We start from the raw sequence: 17,987 nt of genomic DNA, 5'->3' as shown, positions 1-17,987 counted from the left end.
GAAAGGCCGCGAGCCGTCCGGGTGTCGGCCGGCTTGGTCCACGCGGGCGCCGCTTGCACCACCGCCGCGCCTGGCTGTCGCCTCCGCGGAGACACCCTCAGCGTCATTCGCAGAGAAGGTGGAGGCCCGCCCCCGCCGCCGGGCTGAGCGGGCCCCCGTCCGTGTCGCGTCGGTGGCCCACCTGGGAGGTGGCCGCGTCCGCGATTTCCTTCACCGTGGCGCGGACCTCGGGCGGCGGGTCGCGCGTGAAGCTCCGGCTGCTTCCGGCATCCCGTCCTCCTCGTCGAGGTTCACACCTTCGTGTTGGGACCACGCTAAGCCACCGCCCGAACACCAGTCAAGGACATGATTCGTGTTCATGGATGTGAACAAGCACAAGGTTGCCGAGGAGGTTCTTTCGCCCCCTTGCCCCGCGTTTACCCGGTAGTGGGTAGCTTGCGCGAGGAAAGGCCGAACCGACGCGAGAAAGGCTCGAGAATGTCCGCGGTCACGTATGTCGAGTCGATCGTCGTCGGCGCGCTGCAAGGCGTGTCGGAATTGTTTCCGGTGTCCAGTCTGGGACACAGCATCCTGTTGCCCGCGGTGATCGGCGGATCGTGGCAGCGTGATCTGAGCATCGGCGAGGATTCGCCTTATCTCGCGGTGCTCGTGGCGATGCACGTGGCCACGGCGCTCGCCCTCGTGCTGTTCTTCTGGCGCGACTGGGTGCGCATCATCGGCGGCCTGTTCTCCTCGATCCGCCACCGCGAGGTCCGCACGGCCGACCAGCGTCTCGCGTGGCTGCTCATCCTCGCGACGATCCCCGTCGGCATCGCCGGCCTGCTGCTCGAAAGCCTGCTGCGCGACTTCCTCGGCAAGCCCGTGCCGTCGGCCATCTTCCTCATCCTCAACGGCGGCGTGCTGTATGCGGCCGAACGCTTCTCCCGTGCCGCGCCCAAGGCCGGGATCTCAGGCAGGACAACAGAAGACACCGTCGACTTCAGTACCGAAGACACCCTCGTCATGCGCGCGATCACGGTCGAGGAAGCCACCGACGCCCGCCTCTCCAAGCTCAGCGTGAAGGAGGCCGTGCTCATCGGCTCGGCCCAGATCCTCGCGCTCCTGCCGGGCATCAGCCGCTCCGGCATCACGATGGTCGCGGGCCTGCGCCGCGGTCTCGGCCACCAGGATTCGGCCCGCTTCGCGTGGCTGCTGGCCACCCCGGTGATCCTCGCCGCGGGCGTGCTGAAACTTCCCTCGCTGTTCACGCCGGAGAACAGCCCGTCGCTCGGCCCGGCGCTCGCCGGAAGTCTGGTGGCCGGTATTGCGTCCTACATTTCTGTCCGTTTTCTCACGAAATACTTCGAAACGCGCACCTTGACGCCGTTCGCCATCTACTGCGTCATCGCCGGAATCGCCAGCCTGCTCGTCTTCAGTTTCTGAGGGCGGTGTCCCGGTCCGATTTCCGGAAGGGGACACTGGCGGTATCGAAACCCCGCTCACCGGCGCCACGCTCTTCACGGCCTGGACACCCGACGTCCCGGCCCTGCTCGTCGTGCTCGCCCTCGGCGCGGCTTACCTCGTCGCCGCGCGGAAGCAAGACAGCTGGGCACCCGGCCGGACGACGGCGTTCCTCGGCGGGCTCGCCACGATCGTGCTCGTCACGTGCTCGTTCCTCGGCGTCTACGACACCACGCTGTTCTGGGTCCGGGCCACGCAGAACACCGTGCTGCTCATGGTCACGCCGCTGCTGCTCGCCCTCGGCGCGCCGATCACGCTGCTCATGCGCACGGCGCCGCCCGGCCTCGCGCAGTGGTTGCGCCACCACGGCCGCAGCCCGTTCACGAAGTTCCTGACCTTCCCGCTCACCGTCACGGTCGTGCTCATCGCGCCGTTCGTGATCATCTATCTGACGCCGGTCTACGGGCTCTCGCTCGACTACCCCGTGGTCGGCGGCCTGGTGCGGGTGTTCCTCATCGCCGCCGGGTTCCTCTACTTCTACAGCCGTGTGGCACTCGATCCGACCCCGCGCGGCGGCTCGCACCTCGTGTCGGTGTGGATCTCGTTCACGGAAGTCATCTTCGACGGCGCGCTCGGCCTCGTGCTCTGGCTCGGCCCGCTGCTCGCGCCCGCGCACTACGCCACGGCGCACCCCGGTTGGGGCCCGGACCCGCGCACCGACCAGATCATCGGCGCGGGCGTGCTGTGGATCGGCGGCGACGTGGCGGGGCTGCCGTTCGTCGGCGCGCTGTTCGTGCGCTGGGTCCGCGACGACCAGAAGCGCGCGAAGCAGATCGACGAGCGCCTCGACGAGGAAGCCGAATCCGGCGAGGCCCCCGCGGGCGGCCTCTGGTGGCAGAACGACCCGGAGCTCGCCCAGCGGTTTCGCCGCCGGTGAGCCCCGGGTCGAGGAAAACCACTCAGTGGAACGCGTGCTCCGGCGCCGGGAACTCCCCGCGCCGCACGTCTTCGGCGAACGCCGAGGCCGCACCCTGCAGCACGTCGGCGAGCTCGGCGTAGCGCTTCACGAACCGCGGTGCCTTGCCCCGGCGCAACCCGGCCATGTCCTGCCACACCAGCACCTGCGCGTCGCAGTCGGGCCCGGCGCCGATGCCGACCGTCGGGATCTTCAGCTCGTGCGTCACGCGCTTCGCGGCTTCGGCGGGCACCATCTCCATCACCACGGCGAACGCGCCGGCCTCCTGCAGCGCCAGCGCGTCGGCGAGCAGCACGTCCGCCGCTTCACCGCGCCCCTGCACCCGGTAGCCGCCGAGGTTGTGTTCACTCTGCGGGGTGAATCCGATGTGCCCCATCACGGGGATGCCGGCCGACGTCAGCGCCTCGACGTGCGCGGCGAACCGGCGCCCGCCTTCCAGCTTCACGGCGTGCGCGCGGCCCTCCTTCATGAACCGCACGGACGTGGCCAGCGCCTGCTCGGGCGAGAGCTGGTAGGAGCCGAACGGCAGGTCGGCCACCACGAGCGCCCGCTTCACCGAGCGCGTCACGGCGCGGACCAGGGGCAGCAGCTCGTCGACCGTCACCGGCAGCGAGGTGTCGTAGCCGAACACGTTGTTGGCCGCGGAGTCGCCGACGAGCAGCACGGGGATGCCGGCCTCGTCGAAGATCTGCGCGGTGTACATGTCGTAGGCGGTGAGCATCGGCCACGGCTCGCCGCGTTCCTTCAGCTCACGCAGGTGGTGCACACGGACCTTGCGCCCGGTCGCCGCGGGTTGCGCGGGCGCGGCGCCGGTTCCATACGGGGCGGCCACCTCGTCGGATCCGTTCGGATTGGCAGACATCGTCGTCGACCGTCCTTCCCTCGAGGCCTCGGTGAGGTCCCCGGGTCGTGGAGTCAGAACACGTCAAAGCCTGACATGTCCGCCGGTCGGTCCCAAGGTCGTGCGATGAGCTTCACACGCGTGTGGTGTGCTCCGTCAGGAGGATCCTGGCTCAGCCTGCCGGGTGATGACTGCAGACAACCATTGCCGGTCTACTGACGTCTTTGCACCAGTCGTGATGATCACGTGAGAAGGGCACCGATGGGAACCCCAGCGAGCGCGCGCAGGCGCATCCCCGCCTGGAAGGCCAGGGCGGGCGGCCTCGTCGCCACTGTCGTGCAGCTCGCCGCTGTCTTCTCGGTGGTGCTGCTGCTCGCCGGCGGGACCCACGGGCACCTGCTCGACGGCATCGACATGGCCTTCTCGGCCCTCAGCGTGCCGACGAGCGCGAGCCTCGTGATCGTGCTGCTGCTCGTCGTCCTCGGCGCGGCCCTGCGGCGGCGCAAGAAGGCCGCGCTCTACACGTTGCTGCTCTTCCAGGTCGTCGGGCTGCTCATCACGCTCGCGTTCCAGGCGGTACTGCTGTGGGCGCCCGACCTGCTCGCGCTCGGCCCGCGGCAGATCCGCCACATCCCGATGCAGGTCGGCTTCCTCGCGATCGCCGACGTGCTGTCCGTGCTGCTGATCTGCTTCCTGCTCGTGCTGCGCCCGGCGTTTCCCGCGCGGCTCGCGCCCGGCGCCTGGCGCGACGGGCTGGCGGTGCTCTTCGGCGGCCTGCTCGTGGTGGTCGCGCTCGGCTGGGCGCTCACCGAGGCGTTCCCCGGCACGCTCGGCGACTCGTGGGAACGGCTGGTCTGGGTGGTCAACCACGCCACCGGTGAGAACCTGCAGCTGCGCAAGATCGGCGTCGGCGAGGGCCCGGCGTGGATCGACGTGGTGCTGGACCTCGGCGCGACCTTTGTCGCCACCGGCGCGCTGTACACGCTCTTCCGCGGCGTTCGGCACCGTCGTCAGCGCACCGACGACGAAGAGCTGGCGCTGCGCCGCCTGCTCGCGGAGTTCGGCGACGACGACTCCCTCGGCTACTTCGCCACGCGCCGGGACAAGAGCGTGGTCTTCTCGCCCAACGGCCGCGCGGCCGTGACCTACCGCGTGCTCGGCGGCACCAGCGTCGCCAGCGCCGACCCGATCGGCGACCCGGACGCGTGGCCCGACGCCGTGCGGGCGTGGCTCGACGAAACCCGTTCGTACGGCTGGATTCCCGGCGTCCTCGGCGCCAGCGAGCGCGGCGCGAAGGTCTACGCGGCTGCGGGCCTGCGCGCGCTGGAGATCGGCGACGAAGCCGTGCTCGACGTCCGCGAGTTCTCCCTGTCCGGACCCGAGCGCAAGTCCGTGCGCCAGGCCGTGAAGCGGATCGAACGCGCGGGTTACACCGCGCGCGTGCGCCGCCACGGCGAAATCCCCGTCGACGAGATGCAGGGCCTGCTCGCGCGGGCGCAGCAGTGGCGCGGCGCGGAGTCCGAACGCGGCTTCTCGATGGCGCTGGGCCGCCTCGGCGACGCCAGCGACGCCCGCAGCGTGATGGTCGAGGCCTACGACGGCGAGGGCGAGCTGCGCGGCCTGCTGTCCTTCGTGCCGTGGGGCCGGCGGGGCCTCTCGCTCGATCTCATGCGCCGCGACCGCGGGGCGGAAAACGGCCTCAACGAGTTCATGGTCGCCGAGGTCGTCGCGGCCGCGCAGCACCTCGGCGCGCAGCGGATCTCCCTCAACTTCGCCATGTTCCGCGCGGTCTTCGCCGAGGGCGAGCGCATCGGCGCCGGTCCCGTGCTGCGCCTGTGGCGTTCGGTGCTGGGCCTGGCGTCGCGGTTCTTCCAGCTGGAGTCGCTGTACCGCTCCAACGCGAAGTACGGCCCGGACTGGGAACCGCGTTTCCTCTGCTACTCCTCGGCCCGCCGCCTGCCGCGCGTCGGCATCGTCGCCGGTGCGTTGGAGGGCTTCGTGCCCACGGGCCGCTCGCGCGTGCTGCGGCTCGAAACGGTGAGCGACGAGTTCGTGGCCAAGGTCCGGCGCATCGAGGACGGCGCCGCCCGCGTCGTCCCGAAGGCCACGCGCCGTCCGGAGCAGGTGCGCGTGCGCGTCGCGAAGCTGGACAAACTGCGCGATCTCGGCGTGGATCCGTACCCCGTCGGCTTCAAGCGCGAAGACCTGCTGGGCGAGGTCGTGAGCAAGTTCGCCGAGCTGCCGGCGGATTCGCGCACCGGGCACCGCGTGCGTGTGGCCGGCCGGGTGCTCGCGCTGCGGACGCTCGGCGGGCTGTGTTTCGCGCGCATCAAGGACTTTTCGGGCGAATTGCAGCTGATGCTCGACGCCGCGGTGCTCGACCTCTCGGGCTGGCGCACGGGTGTGGACCTCGGTGACCACGTCGGCGTGAGCGGCGAGGTGGTCACCTCGCGCCGCGGCGAGCTGTCCGTGCTCGTCGACGAGTGGACGGTCACCGCGAAGTGCCTGCACCCGTTGCCGGACAAACGAAAGGGCCTCACCGACCCCGAGACGCGCGTGCGCCAGCGCTACCTCGACCTGGCCGTGAACCCGGAGTCGGCGCACCTGCTGCGGCTGCGGTCCACGGTGGTCCGCGCGGTACGCGAGCGGCTGCACCAGGGCGACTACCTCGAGGTCGAGACGCCGATGCTGCAGACCGTCCACGGTGGAGCCAACGCGCGGCCGTTCGTCACGCACATCAACGCCTACGACATGCGGATGTACCTGCGCATCGCGCCGGAGCTCCACCTCAAGCGCCTGTGCGTCGCCGGCGTCGAGCGCGTCTTCGAGCTCAACCGCAACTTCCGCAACGAAGGCGTCGACGCGACGCACAACCCCGAGTTCACGATGCTCGAGGCGTACCAGGCCTACGCCGACTACAACTCGATGCGCGACCTCACCCGCGAGCTGGTGCAGCACGCGGCAGAAGCGGCCTTCGGCGCGCAGATCGTGCGCCGCCACGACGCCGACGGCCACGTGACCGAGTACGACATTTCTGGCGACTGGCCGGTGATTCCCGTGCACGAGGCCGTTTCGGCGGCGCTCGGCGAGGAGATCCACTCGGGTACGTCGGTGGCCACGCTCCGGCGGCTCTGCACCGCGGCCGGTGTGCCGGTGGGGGAGGACGCCGGGCACGGTGACCTGGTGCTGAAGGCCCACGAGCACCTCGTCGAGGGCTCGACGGTGATGCCGACCTTCTACACCGACTACCCCACGGACGTTTCGCCGCTGACCCGCCAGCACCGCCGCGACCCGCTGCTGGCCGAGCGCTGGGACCTCATCGCGTTCGGCTCGGAGGTCGGCACCGCTTACACCGAGCTCACGGACCCGATCGAACAGCGCCGCCGGCTGGAAGCCCAGTCGCTGCGCGCCGCGAGCGGCGACGTCGAGGCGATGGAGCTCGACGAAGACTTCCTGCTCGCGCTCGAACACGGCATGCCGCCGACGGGCGGGCTCGGCCTCGGCGTCGACCGGCTGCTGATGATGCTCAGCGGCGCTTCGATCCGGCAGACGGTGCTGTTCCCGTTCGTGCGCCCGCACGCCTGAGGAACGTTGCGACCAGGGAAAAAGTGACACCTCCGCGCGCAACGTCGCACCGCTTCGCTTAGGGTGTGGGCGTGCGTACTGCGCGACTCGCCGCGGTCGCCCTGGTCGGGCTCGGGGTGGTGGTCTATTCCGCCTGGCTGCTCGAATTCTTCCTGCCCACCGGCGTATCGCCGGCCCAGCAGACCGTCGAGGAGTTGCTGCGGGCGGTTCCGCTGTTCCGGATCACCACGGCGGTCGCGGGCTTCGCCTTCGTGCTCGCCTGCCCACCGCTGTTGCGCCTGGTGCCGGTGCATTGGACGGGTCGAGTCGCCGCGATCACGCTCGCGCTCTTCGGTCTCGTCCTGATCGTCGACGCGCTGGTGCCGGGCACGATCGCCGCACAGCTGCTGGAGAACCTCGCGTTCGTGGGGGGCTCGTTCAGCCTCGTGTTCTGGTGGCCGCCGCCGTGGCGCGAGTGGGCGCTGGCGGGGTTCGCGCTGGTGCTCGTCACCTGGGCGCTGGTCCTCGTCGCGTCGCTGCTCGGGCCGGGACACCTGGCCGGCGTGTTCAGCCGCGTGCAGCTCGGGGTGCGGGCCGTGCTGATGGGCTCGGGCGTCGCGTACATCGTCATCAGGCCCCTGCCGCGCTTCGCTTCGCGTCCCGTTCGCTGAGTTTTGTCGGGGGTCGCTCGTACCCTGGGCGGATGACGTCCGGATACACCGTTTTCGACACGCCGCTGGGCGCGTGTGGGCTGGCCTGGCGCGAAGGGGCCATCATCGGCACCGCGCTCCCGGGCAGCTCGCCCGCGAGCACCCGGGCCTTCCTCGCCCGGCGGTTCCCCGACGCCACGGAAGCGGTGCCGCCGGCGGAAATGCAGACCGCCGTCGAGCTGATCACCGCGTTGTTGTCGGGCGGCCAACCCGACCTGTCCGGCCTTCCGCTGGCGTTGGACGACGTCCCGGAGTTCAACCGCCGTGCCTACGTTGCGGCGCTGCGGATCCCACCCGGCAAAACCAAGACCTACGGCGACCTGGCCCACGAGCTCGGCCTCCCGGGCGCCGCCCAAGCCGTGGGGCAGGCCATGGGCAACAACCCGTTCCCGATCATCGTGCCGTGCCACCGCGTGCTCGCGGCCGGCGGCAAACACGGCGGCTTCTCGGCCCCGGGCGGCGTCGAGACCAAGCGGCGGATGCTCGTGATCGAAGGCGCGCTGCCCGACGAACCGACGCTTTTCTAGGCGCTGTGCTCAGGCTTTCCGCTCGCGCCACGCGTTCGTGATCGGCAGCCGCCGGTCGCGGCCGAAGGCCTTGAACGTGATCTTCGTGCCCGGCGGGTACTGCCGGCGCTTGTACTCCGCGCGGTCGACCATCCGCACGACCCGGTCGATGGTCTCCGGCTCGAACCCGGCGGCCACGAGGTCGGCGTAGCCGCGGTCGCCCTCCACGTAATCGTCGAGGATGTCGTCGAGCAACGCGTAGTCCGGCAGCGAGTCGGTGTCCACCTGGCCGGGCGCGAGCTCGGCCGACGGCGGTTTGGTGATCGAGTTCTCCGGGATCGGCGGGGTTTCGCCGCGCTTGGCCGCCTCGTCGTTGCGCCAGCGCGCGAGCTGCCAGACGTGCGTTTTGAACACGTCCTTGATCGGCGCGAACCCGCCCACCGCGTCGCCATAGATCGTGGAGTAGCCCACGGCCAGCTCGGTCTTGTTGCCGGTGGCGAGCACGAGGTGTCCGTCCAGGTTGGACAGTGCCATGAGGAGCATGCCCCGCGTGCGGGCTTGGATGTTCTCCTCCGCGAGCCCCGTCAGTGCCAGCTGGTCCACGTAGACCTTCACCATGTCCTCGACCGGCTCCACGCGGTAGTGCGCGCCGATGCGCCGCGCGAGGTCGGCGGCGTCGTCCTTCGAGTGCGCGGACGAGTACTTCGACGGCATCGAGACGCCGTACACGTTGTCGCCGCCGAGCGCGTCGGCCGCCAGGGCCGCGCAGACCGCGGAATCGATGCCGCCGGAGAAGCCGAACGTCACTGACGAGAAGCCGTTCTTGTACACGTAGTCGCGCAGCCCGGTCACGAGCGCCGACCACACCTCGGCCTCGTCCGAAAGCGGCTCGCTGATCACGGGGTCCGTCAGCGGCGGGTACGCGGGCAGCGGCTCGGCGCTCAGCACCCGCCGGTGGACGTGCAGGCCCGCGAGGGCGCCGTCGCCGGCGTGGCCGCCCGAGGTCAAGTCCATGTCCACCACCAGCAGGTGCTCCACGAACTGCGGCGCCCGCGCGAGCAGTTTGCCGTCGGCGCCGACCACGAGCGAGTCGCCGTCGAACACGAGGTCGTCCTGGCCGCCGACCTGGTTCGTGTAGACCAGCGGCGCGCCCGCCTCGGCCGCGCGACGGGCCACGAGCGGCAGCCGCTGCTCGTCCTTCGACCGCTCGTAGGGTGACGCGTTGGGCGCCACGACCAGGTCGACACCGGCCTTGCCGAGCGCGGAGATCGGGCCGCCGTCCTGCCAGATGTCCTCGCAGATCACCATGCCGATGTCGATGCCGTGCAGCCGCACGACCTCCAGCTCCGTGCCCGGCTTGAAGTAGCGGTGCTCGTCGAACACGCCGTAGTTGGGCAGGTGGTGCTTGTACTGCTTCGCCACGACCTCGCCGCGGAACAGCGCGGCGGCCGCGTCGCGCGGGCCGGCCTCGTCGTGGTCGAGGTAACCGACGTAGGTGAGCACCTCGCCGCAGCCCGCGTCGTCCAGCCGGCGGGCCAGCTCGTCCAGCGAATTGCGCGAAGCCTGCGCGAAAGTGGCCCGGAACGCCAGGTCCTCCACGGGATAACCCGTCTGGGACATCTCCGGGAACACGACGACGTGGGCGCCGGCCTCGGCGGCGCGGCGGGTCCACTCGACCGTGCGCGCGGTGTTGCCGTCGACGTCGCCGACGGTGGGGTTGACCTGGGCCAAGGCGATGCGCAGCTGCGGCATGCGGTCATTCTGACCCGGCCGCGCACCCGGGACCGAGCGAATGTGGGCAAATCTGCACAGCCTGGCCTGGCCGGAGCCGAGCGAATGTGGGCAAAAAGAAACCCGGCCACCGACGTGGGTGACCGGGCTCTTCACGACACCGGGATCAGGACTTCTTCATCCGCATCATGCTGCGCACCTTCTTCACCGTCTGCTCGAAGTCCGAGTCGAACGGGTTGTCGTGCACCAGGTAGGTCCACGTCGTGTTCGCCCGCCGCACGCCGGCGTCGGCGAGATCGATGCCGTCGTCGGTGATCTCGGCTTCCTCGAGCGTCTTCGACGCGCGCGCGGCCGACTCCGCGATGATCTTGTGGAACTCCGGGATCGCCGCGCGGTGGAATTCGTCGAGCGGCGTCTCGCGGGCCAGCGCCCGCAGGTGGATGCTCTCGCGCACGTCGGTCAGGTACGCGAGGTGGTCGGACCAGAGCTGGTCGAGGTGGAACAGCACGACCTCACGGGAGAGCTGTTCGAGCCGCTCGGTGTCGTCGAGCTTCTCCTTCACCTCGGCGAACTTCTCCGGCTGAGCCTTCTCCAGCTCCTCGGCCGCGAACGCCGTGTGCAGCACCTTGTCGCGGTGTTCCAGCAGCTCGGTGCGCTGCCGCTCGATCAGCCGCGTGTAGCGCCAGGTGTTGCGGTGGATCTCCAGGTCGACGCCCTCGGCCACGCGCTGGGCGTGGTTGATCTGCCGCAGCGCCGCCGGGTCGGTGATCTCCCCGGTCTCGGTGTCGGCGTCGATGCCCTCGGGGATGTCGGGCGCGTTGGAGAGCACCAGGTCGTCGTTGAGGCTCGCGAAGAAGATCGCGCTGCCCGGGTCACCCTGCCGGCCGGACCGGCCGCGCAGCTGGCCGTCGAGGCGGCTCGACGGGTACCGCGCGGTGCCGATCACGTGCAGGCCGCCCAGCTCGGCGACCTCCTCGCGGCTCGCGCCCTCGGTGCCGCCGAGGCGGATGTCGGTACCGCGGCCGGCCATCTGCGTGGACACGGTGACCGCGCCCTTCTTGCCGGCCTCGGCGATGATCGCGGCCTCTTCGGCGTCGTTGCGCGCGTTGAGCACCACGCACGGCAGATCGACCTTCGCGAGCTTGTCGGCCAGTTCCTCGGACTCGGCCACGTCCTGGGTGCCCACGAGGATGGGCCGCCCGGTCTCGTGCACCTTCCGGATCTCCTCCTCGATCGCGCGCAGCTTCTGCGACGGCGATCCGAAGATCCGGTCCGGCTGGTCCTCGCGGACGTTCGGGGTGTTCGGCGGGATCACCGCGACCTCGAGGCTGTAGAACTCGCGCAGCTGCTCGGCCACGGCCACGGCCGTACCGGTCATGCCCGCCACCGACGGGTACCGCGCGAGCAGCGCCTGCACCGTGATCGAGTCGAGGATCTCGCCGCGGTCGGTGGCCGCCACCTGCTCCTTCGCCTCGACGGCGGCCTGCAGGCCGTCCGGCCAGCGCTGCAGCTCGGCGACGCGGCCGCGGGCGGCGTTGATGAGCTGCACCTTGCCGTCGCGCACGAGGTAGTCGACGTCGCGGGTGAGCAGCGCGTGGGCGTGCAGCGCGACGTTCACGGCGGCCAGTCGGTCGGAGCCCGAGTCGCCGTAGAGGTCGATGCCGCCGAGCGACTTCTCGACCACGGACGCGCCGGCGGTGGTGAGCCACGCGTTGCGGCCGTCGGTGTCGGTCTCGTAGTGAAGCCCGAGGCGAAGCCGGCGCACGACCGTGGCGACCTCTTCGTCGGCGTCGTTGTGGTCGATCGAGCCGGCCATCACGAGCGGCACGCGGGCCTCGTCGACCAGCACGGAGTCGGCTTCGTCGACGATCGCCACCTCGGGTGCGCCCTGCACCAGGTCGTCGACGGCCGTCACGAGCCGGTCGCGCAGCACGTCGAAGCCGATTTCGGCCACGGCGCCGTAGGTGACCTGCTTGCCGTAGGCGTCCTTGCGCTCGTCGCGGCTGTGCGCGGGCTCGACCCAGCCGACGGTGACCGAGAGCAGGTCGTAGACGGGTTTCATCCACTCGGCGTCGCGTCGGGCGAGGTAGTCGTTGACGGTGACGACGTGCACGCGGTTGCCGCGCAGGGCGTACCCCGCGGCCGCCAGCGCTCCGGCGAGCGTCTTGCCCTCACCGGTCTCCATCTGCACCACGTGCCCGGTGAGCAGACCCATCGTGCCGAGGACCTGCACGTCGAACGCGCGCTCGCCGAGCGCGCGCCGCGCGGCCTCACGGCCGAGGGCGCAGGTCTCCACCAGCTGGTCGTCGTTGAACACCTTCGCGCCGCCGAGGTCCTCACGCAGCTTTTCGGCGCGTTCGGTGAGCTCGGCGTCCGAGAGCTTCTCGAGGTCGGGTTCGAGCTTCGCGACTGCGGGCAGCAGCGCTTCGTAGCGGGTCAGCTCGACGCTGCCCGGCCGCTGGATGATCCGGCGGAGCCGCTTGCCCACCCGGCTGATCAGTGCCACCCCTGGTCTCCCGTCCTGTTGCTCGTGTCTCCGACCGCCGCTGGTCCACCCGACGCTGACTACCCAACGCGCCGGTGGTGCGTCGGAGTTCCGTCGCCGGATGGCACGATCAAACCGTGTCTCCCCTTGCCAGCGCCAGCTCTCGCGCCCACCGGATCGCCGCTCTCGCGGCGGCCGTACTGCTCGGCGGCACGCTAGCCGCGTGTACGTCGAACGACGGTCAGGTCGCGCCCTCGCCGACCACGGAATCGCATCCGCCCGTGGGCCCGGTGCCCGCGGGATTGGCGCGCTTCTACGGCCAGAGCATGACCTGGGCCGACTGCGCACCCTACGCGACCTCGGACGACGCGCAGTCCGCCTTCCGCGCGTCCGGGATCCAGTGCGCCCGGCTGACCGTCCCGCTGGACTATGACAAACCGGACGGACAGACCATCACGCTCGGCGTCCTGCGGCACAAAGCGAGCGAACCGGACGACCGCATCGGCTCGCTGGTGGTCAACCCGGGCGGTCCCGGCGCGTCCGGCATGGTCGCCGCGGCCGGCTTGATCGACCAGGTCAAGAACAACGACCTCGGCAAACGCTTCGACCTCGTCGGCTTCGACCCGCGCGGCATCGGCGCGAGCGAACCGCAGATCCGCTGCCTCACCGACAGTGAGCGCGACGCGGACCGCGCCGACGACAGCGAAACCGACGGCACGCCCGCCGGCGTCGCCAAGCAGGAGACACAGGAAAAAGACTTCGCCGCCAAGTGCGCCCAGCGCACGAAACTCGGCGACGACATGCTCGAACACGTCGGCACCCGTGACGGCGCGAAGGACTTGGACGTCCTTCGGTCCGTGCTCGGCGACGAGAAGCTGACCTACCTCGGCTACTCCTACGGCACTCTCCTCGGCTCGACCTACGCCGAGGACTTCCCGCGCAACGTCCGCGCGCTCGTCCTCGACGGCGCCGTCGACCCGACGCAGGACCCGGAAGACTCGCTCGTCGCGCAGGGCCAGGGCTTCGGCGTCGCGTTCGGTGAGTTCGCGAAGTGGTGTGCCGCTCAGCAGGACTGCGCGCTCGGCACCAACCCGGCCGCGGCGACCAAGGCGTTCCAGGACCTGACGCGGCCGCTGATCGACTTCCCGGTGCCGGTGGGCGACGGGCGCAAGCTGTCGTACGAGGACGCCACCACCGGCGCCATCCAGGCGCTCTACCAGCAGAACCTCTGGGACTACCTCAACACGGGCCTCAACGAGCTGCGCAACCAGCGCGGCGCCACGCTCGAGCAGCTCGCCGACATCTACAACGAGCGCGGCCCCGACGGGCGCTACGGCACCACGCAGGACGCCTTCACCGCGATCCGCTGCGTCGACGACCCGCGTGTTACGGACCCCAAGACGATCCTCGACGCGCAGCAGAAGTACGAGCAGGTGGCGCCGTTCCTCGACGACGGCCGCCCGGCCAGCTCCGCGCGCGACGCGTGCGCCTTCTGGCCCGTGCCGAACACCATGACGCCGCACGAACCGCAGGTCGAAGGGCTGCCCAAGACGCTCACGATCTCGACAACCAACGACCCGGCCACGCCGTACCAGGCGGGTGTGAACCTCGCGAAGGCGCTGAAGGGCGCGTTGCTCACCTTCGAGGGCACGCAGCACACGGCGTTCCTGCAAGGCAACGCGTGCGTGGACAAGGCGGGAATCGCCTACCTCGTCGACGGGACGGTGCCGGCCGACGGGACGCGTTGCGCGGGCAGCTAGGCCGCTGTGATCAGGTCCGGGGAGCCGGGATGGGCTGGTTCTCGTTCGAGAGCGTGACCTCGAACATCACCGGGCTGTCCTTCTCCGTCGGGGGCGGGACCTGCAGCCAGAACCGGGCGAACCGCCGCGGTTCGGCGGCGGTGACCCACACCTTCACGTTCACGTCCGAGTGAATCTGGGGGAGCAGCCGCGTGGCCACCTTCTCGGGCAGGACCCCGCCGACGCGGTAGGTGTCGAGGCCGTGAACGGGCTCGCGGGTCTCGGTCTGCGGGTTGCCGAGTGAGCTGAGCAGGTGCGCGAGCCCGCTGTCGGGGCCGAGGAAGTCTCCGACGGTGAACGTCGCCGGACCCGACCAGGTCGCGCCGGTGCTGTCGTGCGTGGTGGCGTGGGAGCCGTCGAGGACGAAGGAGAGCTTCCGGTCGCTCGTGGCGTTCTCCAGTTCGGCGGTGCCGGCCGCGTGGCCGCCGTCGTCGAGCGTCGCGTCGCCGTCGACGGTGCTCAGCGGCAGGCCGGGCAGCACGCCGTTCACGACCACGGAGAAGTGCAGGCTGCGCACGCCGGCGAAGTTCGCTCCGGCCGCGCCGAGCAGGTCACCGGCCGGGGGCAGCGAGGGCGCTGTGCACCCGCCGACGAGTCCGAGGAGCAGCAGCGCCGGCAGGAAGCTTCGGCAGCGCATGGCGGTGAGACTACCCGTGGCCCGATCCTTTCGGACGGTGTCCTTCAAGCCACTGTCCCGGACGCCGAAGACGAATCAGACTCATCTCCCGTGACCGTCGAGACTCGTACCGCGCCCCGCGTCCACCGAGCCTGGTTCGTGGCCGCGGCCGCGTTCATCGCGCTGCTGGCCGCGGCCGGGTTCCGCGCCGCGCCGAGCGTGCTGATCGACCCGCTGCACGAGGAGTTCGGCTGGTCCCGCGCGACCATCGGGCTCGCGGTCTCCGTCAACCTCGTGCTCTACGGCGTCTTCGCGCCCTTCGCGGCCGCGTTGATGGAGCGCTTCGGCATCCGCCGCGTCGCCGCGACCGCGTTGTTCGTGGTCGCGCTCGGGGCCGGCGGCACGGTGTTCATGAGCACGAGCTGGGAGCTCATCCTGTGCTGGGGCGTGCTCGTCGGCGCCGGCACAGGCTCGATGGCCATGAGCTTCGCCGCGACCGTCACCACGCGCTGGTTCGAGCGCCACCGCGGCGCCGTGACCGGCATCCTCACCGCGGCCGGCTCGACGGGTCAGCTCGTGTTCCTGCCGGTGGTCGCCACGCTGGCCGTGAACGACGGCTGGCGCACGGCGTCGCTGGTCATCGCCATCGCGGCGCTCGCGGTGGTCCCCGTCGTGCTGCTCGTGGTGCGCGACCACCCGGCCGACCTGGACACCGTCGCGTACGGCGCGCCGGCGGGCACGGAGGTGGCCCACCCGGAGGTCAAGCGCGGTTCGGCGGGCCGGGCGATCAGCGTGCTGTTCCAGGCCATGCGCTCCCGCTCGTTCTGGCTGCTGGCCGTCGGCTTCGCGATCTGCGGGGCGACCACCAACGGCCTGGTCGGCACCCACTTCGTGCCGGCCGCGCACGACCACGGCATGCCGCAGACCACCGCGGCGAGCCTGCTCGCGCTCGTCGGCGTGTTCGACGTGGTGGGGACGGTCGTGTCCGGCTGGCTCACCGACCGCGTCGACCCGCGCATCCTGCTCGGCGTGTACTACGCGCTGCGCGGTCTCTCGCTCGCGTTGCTGCCGCAACTGCTCACCGACTCCGTGCAGCCCAGCATGTGGGCGTTCATCCTTTTCTACGGTCTCGACTGGGTCGCCACGGTCCCGCCGACGGTCGCGCTCTGCATCCGCTCCTTCGGCGAGGCCGGCCCGATCGTGTTCGGCTGGGTCTTCGCGTGCCACCAGCTGGGCGCTGCGTTCGCGGCTTCCGCGGCCGGCGCCGTGCGCGATCAGCTGGGTGACTACGCCCTGGCCTGGTACGTGGCGGCGGGCCTCGCGGTGATCGCCTCGATCGCGTCGGTGTCGATCACCCGATCCGGGAAACGCGAGCTCACGTTCGTGGCCTGAGGAGAGTTCACGCATCGTGGACACTTCCGGCGCGTCGTGAAACATGTCGTTAACACGCCGTCGTTAGGGTGCGGCCATGGATCGCCAGCAGGAATTCGTGCTCCGGACCTTGGAAGAGCGCGACATCCGTTTCGTCCGCCTCTGGTTCACCGATGTGCTGGGGTTCCTCAAATCCGTCGCGGTCGCGCCGGCTGAGCTCGAGGGCGCGTTCAGCGAGGGGATCGGCTTCGACGGCTCCGCCATCGAGGGCTTCGCCCGCGTCTACGAATCGGACATGGTCGCGAAGCCGGACCCGTCGACGTTCCAGGTGCTCCCGTGGGAGACGCCGGACGGTGGCCCGTACTCGGCGCGGATGTTCTGCGACATCGCGATGCCCGACGGTTCGCCGTCGTGGGCCGACCCGCGCCACGTGCTGCGTCGCCAGCTCTCGAAGGCCGGTGAAGCGGGCTTCACGTGCTACGTGCACCCGGAGATCGAGTTCTTCCTCCTGGCCAACCTGCCCGACGACGGCAGCGAACCCGAGCCCGCGGACAACGGCGGGTACTTCGACCAGGCCAGCCACGCCACGGCCACGCACTTCCGCCGCCACGCCATCGAGACGCTCGAGGCGATGGGCATCTCCGTCGAGTTCAGCCACCACGAGGGCGCGCCCGGCCAGCAGGAGATCGACCTGCGTTACGCCGACGCCCTCACCATGGCCGACAACGTGATGACGTTCCGGTACGTCGTGAAGGAGGTCGCGCTGACGCAGGGCGTGCGCGCGACGTTCATGCCGAAGCCGTTCACTGATCAGCCGGGCTCGGGCATGCACACTCACGTGAGCCTGTTCGAAGGCGACCGCAACGCCTTCTACGACGCGGAGGACCCGTACGAGCTCTCCGCCACGGGGAAGGCCTTCGTCGCGGGGCTGCTGCACCACGCCAAGGAGATCTCCGCAGTCACCAACCAGTGGGTGAACTCGTACAAACGCCTGATCAGCGGTAGTGAAGCGCCGACGACGGTGTCGTGGGGCCGCGCCAATCGCTCCGCGTTGGTGCGCGTGCCGATGTACTCACCCGGCAAGGCGTCCTCCCGGCGGGTCGAGATCCGCACGCTGGATTCGGCGTGCAACCCGTACCTGGCGTACTCGGTGATCCTCGCCGCCGGCCTCAAGGGCATCGAGAAGGGCTACGAGCTTCCGCCGCCCGCGGAGGACAACATCTGGCAGCTGTCGGAGTCCGAGCGTCGTGCCGCGGGATACGCGCAGCTGCCGCAGAACCTCGGGGAGGCGCTCGCGGAGATGGAGCGCTCCGAGCTGCTGCCCGACGCGCTGGGGGAGCACGTCTACGACTTCTTCCTCCGGAACAAGCACGCCGAGTGGGACAACTACCGGAGTGCCGTGACGCCGTACGAGCTGCGGACGTTGCTGCCGGTCCTCTGACCGCGGGACTGTTCGAATCCGGCTCCCTCGCCCTGCCTTCGTGGCGGGTGGGGAAGCCGGTTCTCGTTTCCGGCCGGCCCGCCGTTGCCGCCGGTGCCCGTCGCACGGGGTCGAATTGGCCTCTGACCTGCGGCTATGTCGTTAAGTGACCCCCCTGTTTTCGGCCCGTTGCGGGGCATGTAATCTTCTCTTCGTCGCCAGGAACACCGGGCCGGCGGGGCCGAAAGCCCCAAGGGAACGGGGCGCCAGGGCCGAGCGGGTTGACACCGCGAAACGGACCAGGTAATGTTCAGCGTCGGCCCACGAGCGGCCGCCGAGCTTCTGCGAGTTACTTGCAGGTGTCGGCATGCTCGACCAAAAAGCTTGAAACAACGCAGTGATCTGGTTTGCCTGCTGGGTGGGCTGGGTTGCGGTGTGTTGCTTGAGAACTCAACAGTGTGCTAGTGAACTAAGCCAGTAGAGCTTATATGTAACCTCGTATGAGGTTCCTTTGAGAAAACTAGATTG

Annotated in this window: 12 protein-coding genes; 8 read left to right on the top strand and 4 right to left on the bottom strand. The window is 70.1% G+C overall.

Going from position 1 to position 17,987, the window contains the following annotated elements:
* The first annotated feature begins 477 nt into the window (after window positions 1–477).
* Entirely contained in the window at window positions 478–1,422 is a 945-nt protein-coding gene (locus tag ABZU76_RS20315; RefSeq protein WP_354872163.1) for an undecaprenyl-diphosphate phosphatase, read from the top strand.
* Between the two features lie 112 nt (window positions 1,423–1,534).
* The gene (locus ABZU76_RS20310) at window positions 1,535–2,377 is read left to right on the top strand and encodes a cytochrome c oxidase assembly protein (protein WP_354871646.1); all 843 of its coding nucleotides are present in this window, start codon (window positions 1,535–1,537) and stop codon (window positions 2,375–2,377) included.
* Window positions 2,378–2,399: 22 nt separating this feature from the next.
* Here the strand turns inward: ABZU76_RS20310 and panB are convergent, their stop codons facing one another.
* The gene (panB, locus tag ABZU76_RS20305; protein ID WP_220246537.1) at window positions 2,400–3,278 is read right to left on the bottom strand and encodes a 3-methyl-2-oxobutanoate hydroxymethyltransferase; all 879 of its coding nucleotides are present in this window, start codon (window positions 3,276–3,278) and stop codon (window positions 2,400–2,402) included.
* Between the two features lie 240 nt (window positions 3,279–3,518).
* Here panB and lysX point away from each other — a divergent pair, with 240 nt between their 5' ends.
* The 3 genes from lysX (at window position 3,519) to ABZU76_RS20290 (ending at window position 8,058) form a co-directional block, all read left to right on the top strand.
* On the top strand, window positions 3,519–6,842 hold the full coding sequence (lysX, locus tag ABZU76_RS20300) for a bifunctional lysylphosphatidylglycerol synthetase/lysine--tRNA ligase LysX (protein WP_354871644.1): 3,324 nt from the start codon (window positions 3,519–3,521) through the stop codon (window positions 6,840–6,842).
* A gap of 71 nt (window positions 6,843–6,913) precedes the next feature.
* Window positions 6,914–7,492, top strand: a complete 579-nt coding sequence (locus ABZU76_RS20295; protein ID WP_354871642.1) for a hypothetical protein — start codon at window positions 6,914–6,916, stop codon at window positions 7,490–7,492.
* Window positions 7,493–7,524: 32 nt separating this feature from the next.
* Window positions 7,525–8,058 carry a methylated-DNA--[protein]-cysteine S-methyltransferase gene (locus ABZU76_RS20290; protein ID WP_354871640.1) on the top strand — a complete coding sequence of 178 codons (534 nt, stop codon included), beginning with the start codon at window positions 7,525–7,527 and terminating at the stop codon, window positions 8,056–8,058.
* A gap of 9 nt (window positions 8,059–8,067) precedes the next feature.
* Here the strand turns inward: ABZU76_RS20290 and ABZU76_RS20285 are convergent, their stop codons facing one another.
* Window positions 8,068–9,789, bottom strand: coding sequence for an NAD+ synthase (locus ABZU76_RS20285; RefSeq protein WP_354871637.1), 1,722 nt, complete (start codon window positions 9,787–9,789; stop codon window positions 8,068–8,070).
* Between the two features lie 145 nt (window positions 9,790–9,934).
* A complete protein-coding gene (secA2, locus tag ABZU76_RS20280; RefSeq protein ID WP_354871634.1) occupies window positions 9,935–12,274 on the bottom strand; it encodes an accessory Sec system translocase SecA2 in 2,340 nt (779 codons plus the stop codon).
* A gap of 116 nt (window positions 12,275–12,390) precedes the next feature.
* Here secA2 and ABZU76_RS20275 point away from each other — a divergent pair, with 116 nt between their 5' ends.
* Entirely contained in the window at window positions 12,391–14,013 is a 1,623-nt protein-coding gene (locus ABZU76_RS20275) for an alpha/beta hydrolase (RefSeq protein WP_354871632.1), read from the top strand.
* 10 nt (window positions 14,014–14,023) lie between these two features.
* On the opposite strand, the gene ABZU76_RS20270 is transcribed toward ABZU76_RS20275, so the two are convergent.
* The gene (locus tag ABZU76_RS20270; RefSeq protein ID WP_354871630.1) at window positions 14,024–14,689 is read right to left on the bottom strand and encodes an LppX_LprAFG lipoprotein; all 666 of its coding nucleotides are present in this window, start codon (window positions 14,687–14,689) and stop codon (window positions 14,024–14,026) included.
* Between the two features lie 90 nt (window positions 14,690–14,779).
* On the opposite strand from ABZU76_RS20270, the gene ABZU76_RS20265 reads away from it, so the two are divergent.
* Both ABZU76_RS20265 and glnA read left to right on the top strand, forming a co-directional pair.
* Window positions 14,780–16,060, top strand: coding sequence for an MFS transporter (locus ABZU76_RS20265; protein ID WP_354871627.1), 1,281 nt, complete (start codon window positions 14,780–14,782; stop codon window positions 16,058–16,060).
* Window positions 16,061–16,136: 76 nt separating this feature from the next.
* Window positions 16,137–17,480: a type I glutamate--ammonia ligase gene (gene glnA, locus ABZU76_RS20260; protein WP_220246546.1), complete on the top strand. Its 1,344-nt coding sequence runs from the start codon at window positions 16,137–16,139 to the stop codon at window positions 17,478–17,480.
* Window positions 17,481–17,987: the final 507 nt, after the last annotated feature.

It is taken from the genome of Amycolatopsis sp. NPDC005232 (assembly GCF_040607795.1).
Classification (GTDB): domain Bacteria; phylum Actinomycetota; class Actinomycetes; order Mycobacteriales; family Pseudonocardiaceae; genus Amycolatopsis.
This window is presented reverse-complemented; position numbering and strand designations above follow the sequence as displayed.